Below are 22768 nucleotides of genomic sequence, written 5' to 3'. Positions count from 1 at the left end.
TGATACCGGGCCATATATCAGTTTCCTTGCTTTGATCCGGGTCTAACACTTAAAACGCGCGACATTCTCCTGCAGCTGAACCGCGAGTTGCGACAGCTCTTCACTGCTGACAGCAACCTGATTAGAGCCCGCTTCCGTTTCGCTGGAAACGCTGACGATATTGACCAGATTGCGGTTCATCTCTTCTGCGACTGCACTCTGCTCTTCGGTAGCTGCGGCGACCTGATCGGTCATATCACGAATATGCTGCATTTGAGACACAATCTTGCCCAGTTCCCCTCCAGCATGTTGTGCCGCCTGAACACTCTCTTCCGCCCACTGACGACTGCGCTCCATCACTTCAACCGCATTGCGTGATCCCGCGCGCAGACGGTCATTCATACTGTAGATCTCTTTGGTGGAGTCCTGAGTCCGTTGAGCCAGGTTACGTACTTCATCTGCGACTACAGCAAAACCCCGACCCTGCTCACCGGCACGGGCTGCTTCAATCGCCGCATTCAGCGCCAGCAGGTTGGTTTGTTCAGAGATCTCCTGAATCACATTCAGCACCGTGCCAATCTCTTCAGTATCTTTCTCCAACGCCTTGATTACACGAGCGGCTTCTTTTACTTCATTGCTCAGCTGAGTGATCTTATGTACAGTACCCGCCACCTCCTGATTGCCCTCATCGGCTTCAGCATCGGCTGCGTGGGTGGCTTCGGCACTGGCAACAGCGTTGCGAGCCACTTCCTGTACTGTGGCAGACATCTGATTCATCGCTGCAGACAGCAGCTCTGTTTCCTCTGTCTGACGGTGAATACCCTGACTGGTTTGCTCTGCTGTGGCAGCCAGCTCTTCTGCTGAACCTTGCAACTGGTGTGCTGAGCTAGTCAGCATAAAGACCAGATCCTGGAACACCTTTAGAGTTTCATCCACAGCGCGGGACATATGACTTAGCTCATCGTTCCCTTGCAGGTTAACCCTTACGGTCAGGTCGCCATCAGCCACCTGATGCATGATGTCACTGACCCTATCCAGTGGCTGGGTAATAGAACGGGTAATCATCACAGCGATGGTAATCATAACGGCCAGAATCACTATTAACTGAACTGCAGCCTCCATCACCTTAGCCATAAACAGCTCTTCGATTTCGTAGATATACTCCCCGGAACCGATCACCCATTGCCATTCAGGTAACACCTTAGCATAGGATATTTTGTCTTTTAGCTCGTCAAAACCGGCCTTCGGCCATTGGTAGAAGAAGAAACCATCACTTTTACCCTGGCGTCCCAGATTTGCCATATCCCTTAATACAAAAACACCATCCTTCGTTTTAAAATTGGAGTAGTCTTTACCTACAATCTCCGGCTTAGCACCATGAACAACCATGACGGCGTTATAGTCCAGAGCAAAAAAGTACTCACTCCCAGCATAACGCATACTTTCCAACGCTTTTCTGGCTAGAACCTGTGCCTCAGATTTTGTTATCTCTCCAGCTTCTGCTCGCTTGGCGTAGCCCGAAGCCAGGGTATGCGCAGATTCAACCAGTGACTGCACACTCAAGTGTGCACTTTTATACAATTCATTACGCAGGTTGTTGAGGCTGATGATTTTAATCAATGCCATTGCGACAATGGCTAGCGCTATCAGCAGGTAAAGACGTTTTTTAACGGTGAAATTTTGTAGGGTCATTAGCTCAAATCTCATAATCGACTGATCATGGGAGCTATTATTATTTGGGGGCTCTCCATGAGCAGGCACCACGCTACTATCCATTATGTAGCTACAAGTTAGGGGTAGTTTTATATCGCTAATACAGTATTAGCTTTATGATATTGCGCACCACCTTAGTCTAAAGAGAAAAATGAGTCGAGAAAAAAACGTGACCAAACTTAACAAAAGTACACAAAAATAGTGCACAGAATAGTCGTTTAAGTGCTATGCGCACTAAATCAGTGCACTAATACATTGATTTAAAATGTATTTTTAAATCAATGCCGAGTTATGTGTTTCTCCTGTATCATCAGACAAATTTCTTGATACATGAGCTGTCAGGGTAGGAGAAAAACCACTTGATATAAGGCAGGGATGTATTTGATTCAGAATATTGACAGACCACCTGATCAGGTAGCCTGCCAAACAGTCTCCTTTAACACCTAAAGCGGGCCACACTTTGTTGCAGTTGAATGGCGAGCTGTGAGAGTTCTTCACTACTGGATGCTACGGTGTCAGAGCCTTGTGCGGTTTCCTCCGCTACGTTAACAATATTGGTCAGATTACGATTCATCTCTTCAGCTACTGCACTTTGCTCCTCTGTGGCTGTAGCCACCTGAGCAGTCATATCCCGGATATGTTCCATTTGCTGTACGATCAGTTTCAGTTCTTCACCGGCATGAGTGGCCGCTTTAACACTGTCATTTGCCCACTTCTGACTGCGGGTCATCACCTCAACGGCATTTTTGGAGCCTGAGCGCAGACGCTCATTCATATTATGAATCTCTTTTGTCGAGTCCTGGGTACGTTGTGCCAGATTACGCACCTCATCGGCAACAACGGCAAAACCTCGACCACTTTCACCGGCACGGGCCGCTTCAATAGCCGCATTTAAGGCCGGTAGGTTAGTTTGCTCAGAGATTTCCTGAATCACTTTTAATACAGCGCCAATCTCTTCTGTGTCACTCTCCAGAGCCTTGATCACACGGGAAGCCTCTTCTACTTCATGACTCAGATGAGTGATCTTCTCTACGGTGTCTTCGACCTCATGATTGCCTTCATCCGCTTCTTCATCTGCGGCATTTGTCGCTTCTGCACTGGCCACAGCATTACGGGCCACCTCCTGCACGGTCGCAGACATTTCGTTCATAGCAGCTGACAGTAGTTCTGTCTCCTGGGATTGACGACGGATACCATCGCTGGTTTGTTCTGCAGTAGCAGCTAACTCTTCAGCAGCCCCCTGGAGCTGATTGGCTGAGCTGGTAAGCATAAAAACCAGATCCTGAAAAACCTGCAGTGTCGCATCAACCGAGCGCGACATATGGCTCAGTTCATCATTCCCCTGCATATTCACCCGAACGGTCAGATCACCATCGCTGACCTGTTTCATCACGGTACTAACCCGATCCAGAGGTTGTGTAATAGAGCGGGTGATAGCGACAGCAATAGCCAGCATCGCTGCCAGCATAACTGCAATCTGTATCAATGCCTGAATAAGCTGGGCCATGAAGAGTTCTTCAATTTGGTAGACATAGACGCCCGAGCCTATTACCCACTGCCATTGCGGCATTACCCGCGCATAGGAAATTTTCTCTTTAGGTTCATTAAAGCCACTTTTAGGCCATTGATAAGTGAAAAAGCCACTCTCTTTACCCTGGCGCCCCAAGTTAGACATCTCCTTAAGGACAAAGATGCCATCCTCTGTTTTAAAGTTAGCCAGGTTTTTTCCGACCAAATCCGGTTTAGCGCCATGCGCAACAACCTGCGTGTCATAATTCAGAGCAAAGAAATATTCACCATCCGCATAGCGCATAGATTCAAGGGCACGACGGGCCTGTTGCTGAGCTTCCTGCTGTGTAAGCGCCCCCGAAGCGACTTGTTTTGCGAAACCATCAGTCAGTGTATAAGCACTTTCTACCAACGACTGGACATTAAAGCGTGCATCTTTATAGAGTTCCGTTCTTTGGTTTAACAAGCCCGTAACCGTACTGATCAACATTGCCAAGATGGCAAGAAATATTAAAAAGTAGAGTCGAACTTTTACAGAAAAGTTTTGTAGCTTCATGGCCATATCCTGCGCGCTAATAGATACCAGGGCAGAGAGATATTTTGCGAAATAAACAGTCGCTTTCTTCTGTCTGGGTAGGGTATTTCAAGTGACATGTTAGAGCATAGAGTCTAAATCGTATGATTACCAATCAAAGGCATCTTTAATACTAACTATCATGCACACTTTATCAGTTAACGGCTGGGGCGCTATTGTGAAACGCGTGATAAAATGTCACCAAAAGCAACATTTTGTATTGAAAGCGGTTTAAATCAACTGTGAAGCAATATGTAGTGTTTTATCACGCATATGATACATTTCTTAGTGTACTTTATTCTTTTTTAGCCACATCTTATTTAGGTGTTTCAAGCTCTAGAATTTTTCGTTGTTCCAGTTTCAGCAACCTGAAATCATTAGCCCAGTACTGCTGTACCAACTGCTTTAACAGGCCCGATTCTTTAGCTTTAAGCAGCACTTCTTCCAATAAGGGCTTGTAGTGTTTGTCTTTATGGCTCAGGTAAAAGCGGTAGCCTCTGTTATAAACAAGCAACAAAGAGTTCTCGATAGACAGTGTGGGGTGCTCCCTGCTCTCCTGAATAACTTCAATCACGCTGCGGGACAGATAGTCTACCCTCGCCCTTTTTAGCAGGGTAAACATGGTGCGCCAGTTGCCATCAACAGTGACAAAAGGCAGCTGGTTCTGTTGCCATACTTTTACATCAAACCAGCGTTTTCCCAGTGCGGCATGGATATTACGCTGTCTCAGGTCTTCCAGTGTTTGAATACGGGAAAACCAATCTTGATCTTCAGGGCGTATCAACAACACTCTTTGTCCAATTAAGCCATCTGTTAATCCGATCTCAACAGGCACGAAACGCTGATTTCGTGCTTGGGATTCAACCAGCCAGAGCAATGACAGGCCCCCGGTTTCCAGTAGCTGATTGGCCCTTAAATGAGGAATTTTATGCACAACCAGCTTGGGTTGGTGGCCCGCATCAAGTAGTGCCCGATATAACAGGGTGTGAAAAAACAGATGCTGGTTACTGTGTTCTTCAATAATGGGGATATCGAGTGTCACCTCCTGGGCATAGAGCTTTGTATTGATAGCACAGCATAGGATCACCAGGGCCAGATAGCGGAAAAACAGCACGGACTGCCTCGTCGAAGGACGACAGTGAAACTGTAGTTGTTGTCGGATGGTGGCTTGATTCTGCATAGTGCGATCCTGTCAATAGACTGGCGAGGTTATGCGTGGTGATATAAAAAGTATAGGCGGCAAAACTGAACTGGAAAATTGTTGTCGTGCCCGGCTATAGGTACACTGTCTGTCAGCGGTTAGGCGGTATCAGTTATATTGAAAGCAGCCAGCGATCAATAGAGTAATCTGTAGCCTGTCAAGAGTGACTTTAAACAGTGTTAGGAAAGGTTAAATAAGGCGGTAAACAGGGCTATGCAGCGCGGATCAGTGTTCGGCGTATTGTTGGGGTTAGGCGTTATGCTACAGAGTGCATCCACTCTGGCGGATAGTCGTATCCTGGCTTTAGGAACCGGCGGGGTAACCGGCCTTTACTATCCTTCAGGTGGTGCTATCTGCCGCTTAGTGAATCTGACCCGTCAGCAACACGGTATTCGTTGTGCTCTACGCAGTACCTTAGGTTCTGTGGCTAATTTACAGAAGGTGGCCACAGGTGAGTTGGATCTGGGCATTGCCGAAGCGGGTCAACTGGCTAACGCTTTCTATGGTCAGGGAGATTTTACCCATGCCTCGCCACAACTGAGAACCCTGGTGGGTCTATTCCCTGAATATATCTCTGTGCTGGTACGGAGGGATTCCGGTATTCAGTCATTTTCGGATCTTAAGCACAAACGCTTTAATATCGGCAAAACCGGTAGCAGCCAGCGCCTGACCATGGATATTCTGATGACCGCAAGAGGGTGGCGGTTGGATGATTTTGCTCTGGTTGAAGAGCTGGAACCCGCAGAACAAGCGGATGCCCTGTGTGATAACCGTATTGATGCCTCTTTATATGTGGTCGGGCATCCCAGTGGTGCCATTAAAGAAGCGATTCAGGACTGCGACAGTCGTTTGATTAATCTGGAGGCTGAAGACATTGCGGCCCTGGAGCAGCAAAGTCGTCACTATCAAGCCTTAACTCTACCAGGCTCTCTTTATTCTGACCGACAGAACGATGTGCTGACCGCCGGAGTGAATGCGACCCTGTTTACCCGTGCGGATCTGCCCGACGATGTCGCTTATACCGTAGTGAAATCCCTGTTCGAGCAGTTTGATTCCTTCAGGCGTCTACACCCCGCTTTTGAGGTGCTTGATGTTAAACATATGGTGCAAACGCCATTAGCTGCGCCGATGCATCCCGGTGCCCAACGCTATTTTCAGGAGCAGGGTTTCTTGCCTTAAGCTCACGCTCTTACTTTCCAGTATTACTCATTAGATCTTACCCGCTCTTGACTGGACAGCTGAATAGGCAACATTAAGCGAAAATGCGCCCCACTGGCGCTCTCCAAAGGCAGACTTTCTATCTGCCCCTGCAATATCTGGCTGACCAGATTGTAGGTGATATGCATCCCCAAACCACTGCAATCCTGATTACGCTTTGAGGTGACAAAAGGCTCAAAAAGCTTACTATGCCAGCCCGATGGAATCCCGATGCCGTTATCAAAGTAATCGATTCTGATGAGGACACTCCTGTACTGTTCAGAAGTTTCAGGCAGTTGTGACAACGTCTGTCCTTCATGGGTTTGTAGCGTCACTTTGATTGAAATTTTTCCGCCAGGGCAGTTGTCAAAACCGTGAATCACAGAGTTGATAATCAGATTACTGAAGATTTGATAATAGCTACCCGGATAGCTATCAAGCGGCAGTTGTTCCGGGCCCTGAATATCAATCTGAGGCCGACAGTTTTTTAGCCGTGGCTGAAGAGACAATACAACCTCATCCAGATATTTGATCAGATCAAAACGACGCCGTTGCTCACTGGACTGATCCACCGAGACCTGCTTAAACGCCCGCACCAATTGTGCAGCGCGTTCCAGGTTCTTGCAGATCAAATCGCTGCTTTCTAATGCCAGGCTGAGCAGCTTTTGATCCGGTTGCGACTGATTCAAGTGCGTCGTTTTAAAAGCACGGGTTGAATGCGGGTTTGCAGAGGCTGCTGTGGATAAATCATTACCTGCAGAAAGCACCATCTGCTGTTGCAGTTGTTTAGCCTGATCCGATAAAAACGTTGCGGCGGTAAAACCGATACCGATAGGCGTATTAATCTCATGGGCAATACCCGCCACCAACTCACCCAGAGCGGCCATTTTTTCTGACTCGACCAATTGTCGCTGAGTCGCTTTCAGCTGAATCAGGGTTGACTGTAACTCCTCGTTACGCTCTTCAAGCTGATTGCCACGCTCTTCAAGTTGACGCCTTCTCTCCTCCAACTGAAGACCTCTTTCTTCCAGCTGAAGGCTCTTTTCCTGTAACTGAGCAGTACGCTCAGCGACCCTCTGCTCTAACTCACTATTCAGCTGTTCCAACTGTTGATTGGCTTGCTCAAGAGACTGCTCCGCCTGTTCCCGCTTTTGGATATCATGCAGCATAGAGCGGCGCATGGTATTGATCGCCGAAACGACGTCACTCAGTTCGTCATCATTTTTCGGGGTTCGTTTCAGTACCAGCTGTTGATCCAATTTATCCAGCTTTAAACGGCGGGCATAGAGCGCCATAGCACTTAAGTGCCGGGTAATCAGTTGGTGAAAAATGGTTAGGATAAACACCGAAACCAGAAAGGTTTTAATGCCCTGGGTGGCAAGAATCAGCAGCACCTTGTCCCCCAGGCGACGATAAACCTCGTCCAGGCTGATAATCAGTGTCAGATTCCCTACCGCAAAACTTTTGCCACGATGATCCTCATGTGTCAGTGGGTAGTGGTGCTCCAGTAGCTGACCGGATTGCGGTTTACTTCCGGCAAAAAAAGCATCGCCATACAGAGAGGTAATCTCAAGATAGCGTACATCGGGTAGCTGCAATAGCCCATCCAACTGTACCTGCACCTGCGCAGGGCTGATCTCCCACAAACTATTGGACAGGCTCTTAATGGAGCTGGTCTCGATCTGATACAAGCGCTCATCAATAGCGGATAACTCATAGCGATAGTCCAGCCACAATTGAGTTGCGGTTGCGACCAGAGTGATCGCCGAACTGCAAATCAGAATAGCCGTTAGCAGACGTAAACCCAGAGGATTATGGCGACAAAAATTTTTAATACGCTGCAGTGGTGCCATACATTCGATTTCTCATTAAAAGCGCTCTTATCACGAGTACTTTTGTAAAAGGCCGATCAGAAACGCCCTGTTAAAGCCTTATAAAGACGCATGCTCTTATCTTATTTTCAGCAATTTTTATTAAAAGTGAAATATTTGTAGCATCTTTGGCACGGAAAGAGGTGTTAATGGCATGAAATGCGGTCTGCTTGATACTGACTTTGAAGTACCTTGGTTTTGCCTCCTGACAGTATGTCAGCAGGTGGCAGATAACACACCTTCACGACAGCAGTTTTTAGAGATCACCGATCGTCAGAATTGGCCCTGATACCGGGTCTCTTTTCGCCCTGTCTCTGCATATCAATGCTCAGAGATACCTGTTGTCATGTGGGTGGTTATCCGCTTCGGAGTGCTTAAACGCTAGATGATGAAACCGCTTCCCAGGATTGGCTCAATGCTATGGGATCATAACGATAAGAAGGGTCACTATGTCTCTGAAAACTAAACTTGCCACTACCGTGCTGTCTTCTGCAGTGGGTATCGCCGCTTCCTTTGCTTCTGTTAACGCCAGTGCCAACCAGACTTACGTCAACATCGGTACCGGTGGTCAAACCGGCGTGTACTACGTTGTCGGTCAGTCCATGTGCCGCCTGGTTAACCGTGGCACCAGTGATCATGGTATTAAGTGTACTGCACCGTCTACCGGTGGTTCCGTAGCGAACATCAATGCGATCCGTCAGGGCCAGCAGGATATGGGCATGGCTCAATCCGATTGGCAATACTACGCCCTGAATGGCGAAAAGCACGATTCCTTCAAGGAGCAAGGTGCATTTAAAGAGCTGCGCGCACTCTTCTCTGTACACAATGAGCCTTTCACTGTTGTGGCCCGTGCGGACTCCGGTATCGAGCACTTCGATGATCTGGTCGGTAAACGCGTTAACCTGCAAAACCCTGGTTCCGGTACTCGCGGTACCATGGAGCTGATCATGTCTGAAAAAGGCTGGGACAAAGGCACCTTTAAGCTGGCGTCTGAGCTGAAAGCCTCCGAGCAGGCTCAAGCCCTGTGTGACAACAAGATCGATGCGATGCTCTATTCTGTGGGTCACCCATCCGGTGCGATCAAGGAAGCAACCACGTCTTGTGACGCGAAAGTGATTCCTGTAACTGGTCCGGTTATTGATAAGCTGATTAACAGCAACGATTTCTACGCGAAAGCAACCATTAAAGGTGGTATGTACAAAGGGACTGACAGCGACATAACGACCTTTGGTAACGCTGCGACTATGGTAACGTCTTCCAAGGTTGATGCAGAAACTGTTTATCAGGTGGTAAAAGCAGTATTTGATAACTTTGACCGCTTCAAGCGCCTGCACCCGGCATTCGCCAACCTGGACCCTAAGACTATGATTTCAGCGGGTCTGTCTGCGCCTCTGCATGAAGGTGCGGTACGTTACTACAAAGAGCGTGGCTGGATGTAATCCCGTTCTCTTGCCATGCCATACCGGCGTCCCTCTGTTGTGAGATATATCGCAGAGGGACGCTGCGGTGTTTTCTACGGCGCTAATTATCAAGGTGTTTGTGATAAAGCTTTGTCCAGCTCGATTGCCCGGTGCGAATGTACTGAGCGTCCGGGCTTGTGAAACGCTTGAGCTTGTTGAGCATAGACTTGTGTTGAACGCTTGGGTTTGTTGAACATTTGGCAATAGCTTTTTCACAGTCTCCTTAACGATTCCTTCTTTAGACCCTCTGCTTCGTCAGACCCACAGCGTGCCGGGCTCGGCGGACAGAGGGCTTTTTTCTGATCTGAATTGATCCTGATCTTTTTGAGGAGCTGATATGACTGATCGCCATAACAGACCGGCCGATGCAAACCCTGACACACAGGACAAGCTCGCACTAGATAACTCTCCAGTGGATGATAACGAACTGCAGGAAATGGTTGCTGCCAATGATACGGGGGCCCGTATTCCTGACGGTTGGCAGGGTAAAGTGCTGCTGGGTGCGGCGCTGGTATGGTCCCTGTTCCAGCTATGGATCGCATCCCCACTGCCTTTTTACGACTGGCCGGTTATCGGCAGCTTCGGTATTTTTAACGACACCGAAGTGCGTGCTATCCACCTGGGCTTTGCTACTTTCCTGGCTTTTACTGCGTATCCCGCGCTGGCTCGTTCACCCCGCCATCATATTCCAGTGACGGATATCGCCTTGTCGTTGCTGGCAGCGTTTAGCGCATCTTATATCTTCCTGTTTTATGAGCAGCTGGTGACCCGTCCGGGCCTGCCAAACACTCAGGATATCGTCGTAGCGGTCACCGGCCTGGTGCTGTTGTTAGAAGCCGCCCGTCGTACGCTGGGACCACCCTTGATGATCGTGGCGATTGTCTTTTTGACCTATTCTCTGGGCGGCGCTTATATGCCGGATCTGATCGCTCACAAAGGCGTCTCCCTGGAAGAGTTGATCAACCACCAGTGGCTGACCACCGAAGGCGTATTTGGTATCGCCCTGGGTGTCTCCTCTAACTTTGTTTTCCTGTTTGTCCTCTTTGGTGCGCTGTTAGATAAAGCCGGTGCCGGTAACTACTTTATTCAGGTGGCGTTCTCGCTGCTGGGCCATATGCGTGGCGGTCCGGCAAAAGCAGCGGTAGTATCGTCTGGCCTGACTGGCCTGATCTCAGGCTCTTCTATTGCCAACGTCGTCACCACAGGTACCTTCACCATCCCGATGATGAAGCGTGTGGGCTTTAGTTCTGAGAAAGCCGGTGCAGTAGAAGTGGCCTCGTCAGTGAATGGTCAGATTATGCCGCCTGTAATGGGTGCTGCCGCCTTCCTGATGGTGGAATATGTCGGCATCTCCTATGTTCAGGTGATTACCCATGCCTTCCTGCCTGCGCTGATCTCCTATCTGGCACTGATCTATATTGTGCACCTGGAAGCACTGAAGCAGGATATGCATGGTCTGCCCCGTCGCGCCGAGGTTAAACCCTGGCAGCTGCGTCTGATCGGTATTCTGAGCGGTTTCCTGGTGACCTCCGCCATTGCCGCCGTAGTCTATTTTGGTATCGGTTGGATCAAACCGGCCTTTGGCGATTTTGCCGGTGTCGTGATCGCTATTCTGCTGGCCGCAGCCTATGTTGCCCTGGTGCGTTTTGCGGCCAAGGTGCCGGATCTGAAACTGGATGACCCGAATGAGCCTATGGTGCAACTGCCGGAAGTGGGCCCAACCGTGAAATCAGGTCTGCATTTCCTGTTGCCGGTCGTGGTACTGGTGTGGTGCCTCATGATCGAGCGTTTATCGCCCGGTTTGTCCGCTTTTTGGGCAACAGCACTGATGATTGTGATTCTGCTGACCCAACGTCCGCTGATCGCTTTCTTCCGTCAGGAGCAAAATCTGTCTGCTCGTCTGAGTCAGGGTTTTAGCGAACTGATCGACGGCCTGATTACCGGTGCCCGTAATATGATCGGTATCGGTATTGCGACGGCAACCGCCGGTATTATCGTGGGTGCGGTTTCTCAGACCGGTGTTGGCTCCGTGCTGGCCGATCTGGTGGAAGTGCTGTCCATGGGTAACCTGCTGCTGATGTTGATTCTGACTGCGATACTGAGTCTGATTCTGGGTATGGGCCTGCCAACCACCGCCAACTATATCGTGGTGTCTTCGCTGCTTGCGCCTGTGGTGATCTCCCTGGGCCAGGAGTCCGGTCTGATCGTGCCTCTGATTGCCGTACACCTGTTTGTGTTCTATTTCGGCATTATGGCCGATGTAACACCACCTGTCGGTCTGGCCTCCTTTGCTGCGGCTGCGGTATCCGGCGGTGATCCGATTCGTACCGGTTTTGTCGCCTTTGCCTACAGTATGCGCACAGCGGCACTGCCGTTCCTGTTTATCTTCAATACCGATCTGTTATTGATCGATGTGACCTGGATACAGGGTATACAGATCTTTATCACTTCGACTATTGCCATGCTGGTATTTACCGCAGCAACCCAGGGCTACTTCTTCAGCCGCAACCGCTGGTATGAAACCGTACTGCTGTTGCTGGTGGCCTTCTCCATGTTCCGTCCCGGTTTCTGGATGGATCGGATTGTTGAGCCTTATCAGCTGGTTGCGCCACAAGCGGTGGTTCAGACGCTGGATAATGTCGAATCAGGGACTGAGCTGCGCTTCTGGATCGACGGTGAAGATGCGGTGGGTAATGCCCGTTCCTTTGTGGCAAACCTAACGCTGAGTGATGGTGGCAATGGCCAGGAACGTCTGGCTGGCACGGGAATTGAATTACTCAACAATAATGGCAAGGTGATTGTGGATTACGTGGGCTTTGACAGTGCCGCAGAAAAAGCCGGTTTAGCCTTTGATCAGGTGATTACCGGAGTGCAGGTGCCACAGGCACAACCACCGAAAGAACTGATTTATATTCCTGCACTGGCATTGCTGGCATTAATTATTGTCATTCAACAGCGTCGCCGTGAGGCCGATAGTGCTAATAAGCGTGCTGCTACAGCATAAGTGTTTACAGAGTTTGATTGCCCAAATGACTACAACTTAGGCGTTGGGCAATCAATCGATAACCACGACGTGTTAAGACGCCTGTTATCACAAAAGTTAACAAAGGGTAATGCTTAATACACGGGTATTAGATACAACTTTGGCTAAACTAAAGTCATTATCTGATCAAGATGAAAACCCTGTATTTAGGCCGCTCTGATTGAAGTGACACTGAGATCAGTAATAGCGTGACTCAGTGCCACAACAAACAATTGGGGTTTAGTTTGAAAGAGTCCAGCTTTTAGTTTGGTGAGTTCGGGTTTAAGAGCGCAGGCGGCTGAACTAAAGTTCGCCCCGTGATGATGAGCTGGAAAAGAAAGCTTTTTCAGTGAGACCTAAGGGCAAAAGCGCTGAGATTCAGTCGCCGTCGATGTCCGCAATTGAAAAAAAGGGTCGCATCACTGACAGATTCTTAAAGGTGTCTGGTCAACAATAGACCAACGCCAACCGACTTCATCGGTCACCGTGACTAAGAGTGGTGGATAACACTTAGAGGATGAAGTGATGTTTAAAAGAGTATTGGTACCCGTAGATCTGGGCGAACCGGATTTCAGTCAGCAGGCGTTGGAACTGGCGATGCGCGAAGTCAGAGACAACGACGCCGAGCTGCACCTGATTACGGTAGTACCCGGTTACGGTAATGCCCTGGTAGCGGGCTACTTCAGTGAAGAAGAACATAGCAAAGCGGTCAAAAAAGTCGCTAAGCAGCTGAAGCAGTTTGCGGTAGACAAGCTGCCCGCCAGAGTGAAACCGGTACTAAAGGTATACGAGGGTTCTCCGGCGGAGAGCATCCTGCGTCATATCAAACGTAAAGAGATCGATTTGGTTGTGCTGGCGGCCCATCACAGGTCCCGTCTGGATGAGTTTTTACTGGGGTCGGTATCGGCCCGGGTCGCAGAGCGGGCTCGTTGTTCCGTGTTACTGCTAAAAGACTAATCAGCGAGCAAATTGTGGCTGGCCATTGCCAGTGTTGTACCGTGAAGTTAATAACGTTGTACCGTGAAGTTAATAAAAATCTTGCGCGGCTTAGTGTTGGAAGAGTAGTGCAAGGCAAGTCCCCACACTGATTAAAGATAAGTAGAAAGATTATGAGTACATTTAATCCGATTACGCCAGTACAGTTTGCCCTGAAAATCCGTGAAATGGCCTCCGACAGCTGGTGGGTTTACCGCCACGAGATGGGTCCGCAAGGTTTTATTAACCCGATTCCTCGTATCGTGTTTTACGCTCAAAACGAAGAAGCCGCTCAGGCTTGGATTGAGCAACAACGCCGTACACAGGAAGGCTGTGTCATTCTGGTAAATAACTAATTCAGCCCAGTTGTTTGCTTAACGGGTGTTTTGCTTCGGTGGTTTTCAGCTATCGGTTGTTTCCTGTCCAGACTTAGCCTTAAACAGCGCTTGGTACTGTCAGAAACAGGCACCTGAGATGCAGTCCGTCGAACTTGAGTCTCGACACGGTTTTCTACCCTTTTTCACATGAAAAGCGTAGAAGACCGATTACTTGCCGCACTTTTCGCTAGTCAAGCTACCGACAATCCGCTTGGGTTGTCGGAGCTTGATTTTTTAGTTTATCAGGTGCACTGAACTTTGAATGACACCACTCTCATCAATCTCCAGAAAGTCCCCCTGCATCTGCTGACACAATTGCTGCAGTTTCGACCGCAGGTGTTGTGCCCATGGGCTATGGTCGAACACCGGTTGACCGCTGCTTTGTTGCACTTGAATCAGTAGTTGTTGCTCAGAATTGCCTTGTTGCAGGCTGACTTTTAGGTCCCGGCCTTGTGCTTGCAGCAATGCCAGCTCAATGCTGGTGATCAATAGAGTCTTCATCAGTTCTGCATCCAACTGCACCACCTGGGGCAATGCAGAATCAACACGGTAATCCAGTAACCAACCCTCTCGACGACTTTGTGGCAGGAATATCTGCAGCACCTCATCCATTAATTTAACCGGCTCAACAGGACTCAGTATCAGATCCAGAGGGTAGATATCTTGTAATAACTGAATGCTGTTATTCAGACGCAGTTGTTGGGCGTAAAGATTAGTACTCAGATCTTTGGCAACAGGGTTAAGATCCAGCTGTTGCAGGCGTTGGCTTTGCTGCAGAATGGGGGCCATCTGTTGCTGCAGTTGATAGGCCACACTATCCAGTAACGGCGCCTCTTCCTGAACCTCATCACTCTCAACGACTGGCTGCAGGCGAGCCAGCTGAATATCCCGATAAGAGCGTAGCGCCACCACGACAGAAGTGAGTAAACGGGAAGCGGATAGCTCCGCTTTGCTCAGATAATCATTTATATCGTATTGGATAATCACCTGAGCTTCCGGCGCATAACCGGGATGACCAGTACGCAGAATAATACGCACATCCGGATTGTTCATCTGATGCCGGATATGCTCAACCAGCTGTAGCCCTTCATTTTCCGTCTCCATCACCACATCCAGTAAGATCAGAGCAATATCCGGGTGTTGGAGCAGTACAGCCTGAGCCTCGGCACCATTCATGGCGCTGATCAGTTCAATCGGTCGCTGTTCAAATTCATAATCGCGGAAGATCATTCGGGTAATGCCGTGAATGCCTTCTTCGTCATCAACAACCAGTATTTTCCAGGGGGTCATAAGCGGGCTACGATATTGTTTGAATTATTGTCTGAGGTGCTGAAAAGACACAGATCCAGCCAACGGCTATTTTGCCAGTAAACGGAATGGATAGGCTACTGTTTCCTACTTTTCCGTAACGCAGCTGTCATCTCTTATACCGCCCAGTGGGTCGCTCAGACCATCAATGCAACTGCTTTACTTTGGCGCTGGCCCCCCAGGCCTGATACAGACGTTTCGCTTCATCACGACAAAACTGAGCCAAACGAGGCTGTTGAGTCACGTGCAGATAGTGGCCATAGCGCTCATAAGCCAGGGCTTTATGATAAGGGCGGGCCTGCTGCTCCAACTCGGCCAACGCTTGTTCATACAAGGCTGCCGCATCTGAAGGCTGCACAGAGCTTATTTTTTCACCTGACTTGTCAAAAACGCAGGCTTCATAGCCCCCCCCAACAGAGTTCAACTGCTGCTGTAAACTGGCCTTTTCGGCTCTTAATAGTATCAGTTGCACAGAGAAGTTCTCCGGGCAGTGCTGCGCCCAAAGCTCAAAACGGGATTCAATTTGCTCAATGATCCTTTGTCGACGGCGGCTCAGCTGCTGCTCCTGTTGTGACTGAATCAGACGCATCATCGCAGTACAGAACAGAGCTTCGCTGATAATAAAATAGCCGGGCAACTCATTTTCCAAGCGAGCCTGCCACTGATACATCTGTGGCCATAAACTCTGCTGATCAAGCAACAACGCCCCCTGAATCAAAGCGCTGGCTTGCCAGGCGTTGTCATAACGTGCCTCCGCAGGTAATAGCGCTTTGCCTTGCAGATAATGAATCAACTGAACCGTGGATTCTTTTAAACGTGCTGCCTGAAAGTGCTGTTGTGGCAGCATCTGCTGATAATGTTTGTCGCAGCGTTGTAAGGCTTTACTCAGGGATTGATCACTGGAAACCAAAGCAACCTGATGCATCAGCAAACGTAATTCACTTTGTAACAGCTCATCTCCCGCTTTGTTGCTACTGTTCGCGATCTGTTTTAGCTGTTTAAGCACTTTAGGCAAAGGCTCAAACCAATGCTGAATCTGGCTACTATAACACAGCTCCGCACTGATACTGGATAGCGCACGTTTATCAATCAGTTCCTGATTGGCAAAAACGTCTTCTGTGTTAGCTAAACCACGTTCTGTGCTCTCTGCCGTTCGTTGTTGATGCGCCTGCTGCAAACCTTGCTGTAAAAAGTGTTGAGCCAACTCATAGTCACCACAAAACCAACTGGCGACCCAGGCATAACCGATAAAGGCAAAACAGGTAAAATCATTGGCAGGCAATTGCAGGCTATCAAGGGTCATCTGACTGATCGCACAAGCCGATAACAGGGGCTGAGCTTGCTGCTGCGCCAGCAGACTGATCAGCTCCAGCTGAGCCTGCTGAAGAACCCGAAGCTCCAGGCTATCAGCGCCTCTGATCTCTGCATCTTCATTGATATCTATCTTGTCATTTTCTGCTTTATCGCTGCCTATGTTCGTATCCGTATTTGTATCATCTGTTTTCATGCTCTCAGAATAAGTAACCTGCTGGCGCAATGCCTGAATCTGCTCCAACGTGTACAACAGAAACAGCAGTTGATCCTTATCCTCACGTGGTAAGTCTATTTGCTGCTGCAATAGCACCGCTAAGGCATCCGACTGTTGGTTTCGATATTGATGGATACGCGCTTTTAGCAAACTCAGCTGTACCAGCTGCAGTGGTTTGAGCGGCTCTTTTTCCAACGCCTGAACGCAGGCTTCAGCCTCCACAAACTGAGACAGTTTGAGATGCAGCTGTCCCTGTTGCAGCCATAAAGTATGGCCTTCCTCGTGATCTAAGCTCGGTTGATTACACTCAACTGGATTGGAACAATGACTGAAAACAGTCTGCGCCTGTTGCAGATAATCCAATGCCAAAGCGAATTGCCCCTGCTGCTGTGCCTGCTGAGCCGCCTGGCGATTTAACCGATACAACTGCTGGGGCGATAGCGCTGTTTTTAACCGCTCAGTGACCGAATGGGGCTGACCGATAGAGGGCTGACTGATAGAGGACTGATTTAAGTGATGTAGAGCGATGCTTAAGCTTTGCAGTATGGGCTCTTCTGGCAAGTGATCGAACAGTACCTGCCCCAACTGAGCATGGTATTTCTGCCTCTGCTCAACACCGAGTTGCTGATAGAGATAATCCTGAATCTCCGCACAGGTAAAACAAAATTCAACCGGCTCCAACTGGTTCGGCACAGCTTTTATCAGTCCCTCCTGCTCAGCAGGCCAAAGATGAATCATCAAACGCGCTAAGGGATCAGCAGTGATCTCCGCCAAGTGCTTTAAGTTAAAAGATTTTCCGTAAACCGCCGCCCGGTATAGCGTCTTCAGGCCAAAAGGATTTAGCTTTTCCAGCTTAGTGGGTAGCTGCTGTATCAAGCTATCCATAGTTGATGCCGAGGGGATTAGTGCCTCAACAGTACCGCCCGCCTTAGACTCACGGCTGATTTCAGACGTATTGTCTCTTCCAGCCAATGGTGCCGAACTGACCTCCAGAGGCGCTAGCTGCTGACGGTATTGACTCGGAGCCATCCCCATCCAGCGTTTAAATGCCTTCTGAAAAGCCGACTGATTAGAGAACCCCAGCTGAAAAGCGATCTCACCAAAACTAAGCTGCCCCCGCTGAATTAATTGCAGACACAATTCCTGCCGGGTTTGGTCATACAGCGTTTGAAAGTTTGTTTCCAGCTCACCCAACTTACGCTGCAAAGTGCGCAGACTTAACCCTAACTGCTGAGCAATCTGCTCACGGCGAATCGCCTCACCCTGAGTCAGTAATTGCTGACGGATCAGGGATCTGATCTGCGCTGTCAGCGCCTTCTTTTCACCGGTTTTGCTCAATAAGGAATCCGCAAACTCCTTGTGTAACTGATGCATCTCCCGGTTGGCATCCACACAGGGCAAGGTCAGATAAGATGCCGGTAGATGGATGCAGTGTCGCTCAGCCTGAAAGCTCACCTCTGCAGCAAAAAACTGTCGATAAGTGGTCAGGTTTTCAGGCTGTGGAAAAGTCATCTCTACCGCACTGACGGGAATCTGCCGCCCCGTCAACCAACGGGGCCAGTTCAACAGGCAAGCCAGAAAATACTCCACCACATTCTGTTCGACATTTTCAGCCTCAAATAGCAGCTGCAACTGCATATCTTGCCCATGCTGATGCAGTTCCAATTGCGCACCTTGAAATAGAATCGGCAGGTAATCTTCCAAAATATGCAGCGCTTGACCCAGAGTCTCAGACGTTGAGATCAGAAAGCCAATAGAGCCCAACATTCGCGGTTGTGTCGCCTCAGCCAAGCGCAAAGTAATATGAGGATTACCACTGGCTTCAGCCAAGCAAGACAGAACTGAGCTAAAGTGATCAGCCGGAAAACGGGCATCAGGCCGGGTGAAGTCCGTATCACTTAAAGAAGCAGCCGACAGAATTTGATGCCGCAGAGAATCGGAATCATCGTCGGCACCGGAATCATAATGACTGGCTAACTGCAGAATAGGCTCTAACAGTTTACTGGAGGCTGTCGCTATTGGCATGAAATGAGCAATAATAGACCAAGAAAGATAATCAACTGTGATTTAACAAGAGTAACACAGCACTTTGAAAAATATATCCTGCCGTGCCATCTGTTTTTTCGCTTTGTTCAGTTTGGCTTGTCTAGCACTGCTGCCACCGCGCTCCTGGGCAGCCAATCAGCCTGAATCCACGGCTCAACCAGCCCATGCGCCCCAAACATTACGAGTGGGTATGCCACAACCCGGCGTAGTGCCCTTTTTCTGGCAAGATAAACAAGGCCAATTTCGAGGCATCTATGCCGATACCCTGCGCCTGATAGCACAGCGTTTACAGCTTGAGCTGGAATTTATCCCTCTATCACAGGCACGATTACTGCGTCAGTTTGAAGCGGGAGAGATTGATCTGGAAGCCGGTGTCGTACCGGATACGTCAGGCATGGGAGCCTCAGCCAGCCGGTTACGACAAGAATCCCTATTCAGCCGACCATTCGGTATCGTAAATGAAGTGATTATCTATCGCCCGGAACTGTCCTTCCCGGTATTTATTCTGCGCGACCTAAAAGGTAAGCGAGTAGCAACAGTACGCGGGACCCAGGTACCCAATACCTTGATTCGTGAAGACTTTGCCAACCAGTGGCAGATCGCCCAACGGGTACACCGGGGCTGGAACGAGATCGGCCTAATGACAGAAGCGGTCGCACTCTACTATCAACGCAGCCAAAATCTGGAGTATCAAATCTCACTGCCCTATGCCAGCAACCCCGTATCATTCAGGTTACATCGCAATCAACAGCAGTGGTTGCCACAACTCAATCAGGTGATTGCTCAATTAGAGCAGGAAGGCAAACTGGAACAGATGGTGTGCAAGTATCTATGCGGTACAGGGCCGATTGCTCAGTGATTGGGTGTCACTATCTTATATTATCAACCTATTATGGCTGTATTAACTTAACACCCAAGCTAGGGCTATCGCATTTGGCCTTAGCCCTTTAATACTCCCTGAAGCAGAAGATCTCTATAGCCATCATCTGCTGCTGCCAGGGTACTTCGATTCTTAACACCCTGTTTGACACTCTTTTTTTGCTTTAAAAGATTGATCGTCATTTGACGGAATATCGCTAAACTCTCTGGAAGCAGGCCACAGAAAGCAGAATGCCGGTAGAACTGCGGCTAACCGATCATTACTTCAGTTAGTGGGATAACCTCAACAGGCTGGCGCGGGTGAACGAGCCAGCCAGTCTTTCATATAGACAAGAAAATGAAAAAGACTTTATTTTCAAATAAGTGGCATAAATCTTACTTGCATGTATATAGTTAACAAGATAGGGGAAGACAATGAATTTTAATCAGGTAGGACAAGAGTATCAGGCTTTAGCTATAGCTGGTGACCCAAAACATCACAACATGATCTCAAAGGAAGGGGCCCAGTTTTTCGAATGCCTTGAGAAGCATTTGATTAGCGAATATAAAGTAGAAGAAAATCGTAAAAACCTAGATAAATGGATCTCTGCGTTAGATTACTTACGAGCGTTTATGTATCAAGTATCTAAAATAAAGATTCACTCTGATAAAATTCACTCTTCTGTTCCAGCAGAGCCAGGCACAATGATTTGCATCTCTGGGTCTGACGCTTTAACTGACTTTGAGTCTCTACTGTATTTAGCGAGATCAGCTCTGGACAAGTTAACTTTTGCAATAGCCAAAAGGACGTACAACCAAAACTGCGACAAGTTCAATAAGCTAGGAAATATACTTAAAGGAAGGCCCAAAGATCAAAATGCAAAGGATCTAGTCTTGGTTATTGAAGCTGTTATCGAAAGCTTTCGAGGTACGCTGATTAACTACCCTAGCACAGACTCCAAAGACAGGAGTACAGGACTAAGATCGTTATTTGCACACAGTAGAGCAACAGAGGAGAGCTTAGATCATGGCTTTGTTTGTCACCGCATAGACAAAAGAAAAGCTCTCTTATTAGACCTAGAGCTTGATGGACATGGTTTGATATCTGTATCTCACACATTAAACAAGAACATCACTTACCTAATGCTAAATTGCATATCTATATACTCTGGCTATAATAAAACAATTACGCTATCCGATTGCGAACCATCATGGGTGAATAGCTTTGTATGCATATCAAAGTATGAATCTAGCTCTTCTTCGGAGCAAATAACTGTGGTCAAGCCTGATCGCATATCATTTAGTATAATCAACAAAAACATTGACCCTAAGATCTATAAGAAAGCAATTTCAATATAATCAGTCAAACATAAGCCCCACCCCACTGACTATAGCCCAGTGGGGATGGAAAAAGCCAACGAGTTTTGTGTATACATTCCAGCCTCAATCAGAGAAATACGGGTTCTTCCTAGCCATTTTACCTGCCACAGGGGCGCAGAGGCTCCCTGTTTACGGCTATTTTTCGGGCTTATATGACCGCCACCACCACTACACTTAACCCTTTGATTTAATTCAGAGATGGTGAAATGCGGTGGTGAAACTTGCAAGCACTACTGAACACCATCGAAATAGGACCAACATGGCCGTATTGACCACTATCACCACTTGGTTAAAACAGACCTATTTCAGAGTGTTATATCCCTGAATTAAGCCGAAAGTCAAAAGGTCTCTACCGGCACTCAATGAACCACGGAGGGGAATACACCCTTGGTTTATCGCTATTATCCGGCGCTATCTGATCGTCAGCAGCAGTGGTATTAACCTATTGATATTAAATATAAACAGGGTGCCGAAAAAACACTAGCTTTCTATTCCCCCTATGAATACCGTAAAGATAGACTCAGAGCTCTCTAATACTTTGGAAAAGGACTTATAAATGGAAGAAATTAGGCAACAATTCGAAAGCAATATTATGAGATGGTTAGATTCTGATTTCGAAAGGGAGCTACTTAAAGCCGCATTCGATAATTTATTAATCCCAGGTCCTATACGGTTTAATAACTTTGCATACGCTATGCGAGAAATTATTCGACACCTAACGCACCGCTTAGCTCCTGAAGAACAAATTAAAAAATGTAAATGGTTTAAGCCTGAGCCTAATTCTAGTAACGGTATCTCTCGTGCTCACAGGATTCGATATGCAATCCAGGGTGGGTTATCGGATTATTACCTAAAGAATATCCTTGAAGTAGATAATATTGGACCAACAATTAAAGAGCTCGTAAAAGCCAACGAATCTCTAAGCAAATACACTCACATCGGTGAAACTACCTTTGGAATGCCAGACGATGATGTTAAACGTTTAGCGATTGAGTGCTTGAAGGCCGTCAATTATTTTACTCGGCATATTGAAGAGTGTCGCTGTAGTATTATAGAAGTACTGGCCACCCGTATTGATGATCATGTTGTTAATCAAGTTATTTCCGAGACTATTTCCTCTATTGACGAGTTATCAACTCACCACTGGGTAGAAGAAGTAGATGTCAGTGCTTCTGAAGTTAGCTATATAGGCCCTGAATCTATTACGGTGATTTCAAAAGGAACTGTGGGTATTGAGCTTCAATATGGCTCAAATTCGGACTTAAGATCAGATATGGGAGTAACGATTAGCGATTCGTTTCCTTTTGAAGCAGAACTCTTGTTTGAACTTAAACAACCAATTGAACAGCACGGAAGTGTTAGCAACTTTGGTGTCAATACTGATAGCTTCTATGGATATGACTCCTAGAGTAGGGGAAGGGAAGGGAAGGGCAAAACTTCGGAGTTTCAAGGCTAGCGATGACCTCACCAAGTCCGCAAATCTGCACTTTATCCGCAGCTAATCCGCAAGCCGCCCCCCCTCTATAATGCGGTTTCCCGCAAATCCGCATAATCCGCAGCAGGGGTGATCTGTTTTTTATCTCTGATAGGTTGCCAGCGCCGGCATCTAAACTGTTTCTGAATTGGTTGAATCCAAAATGGAATAAACAACGTACTTTGAAGAAGAGATATTCAGGGTTGAAAGAACTGATAGGATGTTGATAGTTGTTTGCCCCAGTTGGTGCCACTCTGGACCTATAGGGGACCTAAAACAAAAACGGGGAAAATAAG

At 48.0% G+C, this 22768-nt stretch carries 14 protein-coding genes; 8 read left to right on the top strand and 6 right to left on the bottom strand.

Annotated elements, in window-relative coordinates; translation table 11 throughout:
* Positions 1–42 precede the first annotated feature (42 nt).
* From H579_RS0100625 to H579_RS0100615, 3 genes are all read right to left on the bottom strand, one after another.
* Positions 43–1671, bottom strand: coding sequence for a methyl-accepting chemotaxis protein (locus tag H579_RS0100625; RefSeq protein ID WP_028299051.1), 1629 nt, complete (start codon positions 1669–1671; stop codon positions 43–45).
* A gap of 457 nt (positions 1672–2128) precedes the next feature.
* Positions 2129–3757 (bottom strand): methyl-accepting chemotaxis protein, encoded by a 1629-nt coding sequence (locus tag H579_RS0100620; RefSeq protein ID WP_028299050.1) that lies wholly within the window; start codon positions 3755–3757, stop codon positions 2129–2131.
* A gap of 334 nt (positions 3758–4091) precedes the next feature.
* Positions 4092–4955 (bottom strand): hypothetical protein, encoded by an 864-nt coding sequence (locus tag H579_RS0100615; protein WP_084623759.1) that lies wholly within the window; start codon positions 4953–4955, stop codon positions 4092–4094.
* A gap of 234 nt (positions 4956–5189) precedes the next feature.
* On the opposite strand from H579_RS0100615, the gene H579_RS0100610 reads away from it, so the two are divergent.
* Positions 5190–6155, top strand: a complete 966-nt coding sequence (locus H579_RS0100610; RefSeq protein ID WP_028299048.1) for a TAXI family TRAP transporter solute-binding subunit — start codon at positions 5190–5192, stop codon at positions 6153–6155.
* A gap of 23 nt (positions 6156–6178) precedes the next feature.
* Here the strand turns inward: H579_RS0100610 and H579_RS0100605 are convergent, their stop codons facing one another.
* Positions 6179–8026: an ATP-binding protein gene (locus H579_RS0100605; RefSeq protein ID WP_028299047.1), complete on the bottom strand. Its 1848-nt coding sequence runs from the start codon at positions 8024–8026 to the stop codon at positions 6179–6181.
* A 467-nt stretch (positions 8027–8493) separates the two neighbouring features.
* Here H579_RS0100605 and H579_RS0100595 point away from each other — a divergent pair, with 467 nt between their 5' ends.
* The 4 genes from H579_RS0100595 (at position 8494) to H579_RS0100580 (ending at position 13857) form a co-directional block, all read left to right on the top strand.
* The gene (locus tag H579_RS0100595; protein ID WP_028299046.1) at positions 8494–9483 is read left to right on the top strand and encodes a TAXI family TRAP transporter solute-binding subunit; all 990 of its coding nucleotides are present in this window, start codon (positions 8494–8496) and stop codon (positions 9481–9483) included.
* 358 nt (positions 9484–9841) lie between these two features.
* Positions 9842–12508, top strand: a complete 2667-nt coding sequence (locus tag H579_RS0100590) for a TRAP transporter permease (RefSeq protein ID WP_084623758.1) — start codon at positions 9842–9844, stop codon at positions 12506–12508.
* Positions 12509–13051: 543 nt separating this feature from the next.
* The gene (locus H579_RS0100585) at positions 13052–13483 is read left to right on the top strand and encodes a universal stress protein (RefSeq protein ID WP_028299044.1); all 432 of its coding nucleotides are present in this window, start codon (positions 13052–13054) and stop codon (positions 13481–13483) included.
* Between the two features lie 152 nt (positions 13484–13635).
* On the top strand, positions 13636–13857 hold the full coding sequence (locus H579_RS0100580; RefSeq protein WP_028299043.1) for a hypothetical protein: 222 nt from the start codon (positions 13636–13638) through the stop codon (positions 13855–13857).
* 255 nt (positions 13858–14112) lie between these two features.
* Here the strand turns inward: H579_RS0100580 and H579_RS27495 are convergent, their stop codons facing one another.
* Positions 14113–15168: a response regulator gene (locus H579_RS27495; protein WP_051227180.1), complete on the bottom strand. Its 1056-nt coding sequence runs from the start codon at positions 15166–15168 to the stop codon at positions 14113–14115.
* 163 nt (positions 15169–15331) lie between these two features.
* Entirely contained in the window at positions 15332–18739 is a 3408-nt protein-coding gene (locus H579_RS27490) for an AraC family transcriptional regulator (RefSeq protein ID WP_051227179.1), read from the bottom strand.
* Positions 18740–18803: 64 nt separating this feature from the next.
* On the opposite strand from H579_RS27490, the gene H579_RS23675 reads away from it, so the two are divergent.
* The 3 genes from H579_RS23675 (at position 18804) to H579_RS0100555 (ending at position 22406) form a co-directional block, all read left to right on the top strand.
* On the top strand, positions 18804–19619 hold the full coding sequence (locus H579_RS23675; RefSeq protein ID WP_051227178.1) for a substrate-binding periplasmic protein: 816 nt from the start codon (positions 18804–18806) through the stop codon (positions 19617–19619).
* A 434-nt stretch (positions 19620–20053) separates the two neighbouring features.
* Complete coding sequence (locus tag H579_RS0100560; RefSeq protein WP_028299042.1) at positions 20054–20977, top strand: hypothetical protein; 924 nt, start codon at positions 20054–20056, stop codon at positions 20975–20977.
* A 577-nt stretch (positions 20978–21554) separates the two neighbouring features.
* Positions 21555–22406 (top strand): pPIWI-associating nuclease domain-containing protein, encoded by an 852-nt coding sequence (locus H579_RS0100555; protein ID WP_028299041.1) that lies wholly within the window; start codon positions 21555–21557, stop codon positions 22404–22406.
* Positions 22407–22768: the final 362 nt, after the last annotated feature.

It is taken from the genome of Oceanospirillum beijerinckii DSM 7166, from assembly GCF_000422425.1.
In the GTDB taxonomy this organism is placed as follows: domain Bacteria; phylum Pseudomonadota; class Gammaproteobacteria; order Pseudomonadales; family Halomonadaceae; genus Oceanospirillum; species Oceanospirillum beijerinckii.
The sequence above is the reverse complement of the archived record's forward strand: the minus strand, read 5'-3'. Positions and strand labels throughout refer to the sequence as shown.

What these genes read in the sequence shown, in the direction of transcription:
- H579_RS0100585 (WP_028299044.1), top strand. Translation starts at nt 13,052, where the DNA reads ATGTTTAAAAGAGTATTGGTACCCGTAGATCTGGGCGAACCGGATTTC.
- H579_RS0100615 (WP_084623759.1), bottom strand. Translation starts at nt 4,955, where the DNA reads ATGCAGAATCAAGCCACCATCCGACAACAACTACAGTTTCACTGTCGT.
- H579_RS0100555 (WP_028299041.1), top strand. Translation starts at nt 21,555, where the DNA reads ATGGAAGAAATTAGGCAACAATTCGAAAGCAATATTATGAGATGGTTA.
- H579_RS27490 (WP_051227179.1), bottom strand. Translation starts at nt 18,739, where the DNA reads ATGCCAATAGCGACAGCCTCCAGTAAACTGTTAGAGCCTATTCTGCAG.
- H579_RS27495 (WP_051227180.1), bottom strand. Translation starts at nt 15,168, where the DNA reads ATGACCCCCTGGAAAATACTGGTTGTTGATGACGAAGAAGGCATTCAC.
- H579_RS0100595 (WP_028299046.1), top strand. Translation starts at nt 8,494, where the DNA reads ATGTCTCTGAAAACTAAACTTGCCACTACCGTGCTGTCTTCTGCAGTG.
- H579_RS0100590 (WP_084623758.1), top strand. Translation starts at nt 9,842, where the DNA reads ATGACTGATCGCCATAACAGACCGGCCGATGCAAACCCTGACACACAG.
- H579_RS0100620 (WP_028299050.1), bottom strand. Translation starts at nt 3,757, where the DNA reads ATGAAGCTACAAAACTTTTCTGTAAAAGTTCGACTCTACTTTTTAATA.
- H579_RS0100605 (WP_028299047.1), bottom strand. Translation starts at nt 8,026, where the DNA reads ATGGCACCACTGCAGCGTATTAAAAATTTTTGTCGCCATAATCCTCTG.
- H579_RS0100625 (WP_028299051.1), bottom strand. Translation starts at nt 1,671, where the DNA reads ATGACCCTACAAAATTTCACCGTTAAAAAACGTCTTTACCTGCTGATA.
- H579_RS0100560 (WP_028299042.1), top strand. Translation starts at nt 20,054, where the DNA reads ATGAATTTTAATCAGGTAGGACAAGAGTATCAGGCTTTAGCTATAGCT.
- H579_RS0100610 (WP_028299048.1), top strand. Translation starts at nt 5,190, where the DNA reads ATGCAGCGCGGATCAGTGTTCGGCGTATTGTTGGGGTTAGGCGTTATG.
- H579_RS0100580 (WP_028299043.1), top strand. Translation starts at nt 13,636, where the DNA reads ATGAGTACATTTAATCCGATTACGCCAGTACAGTTTGCCCTGAAAATC.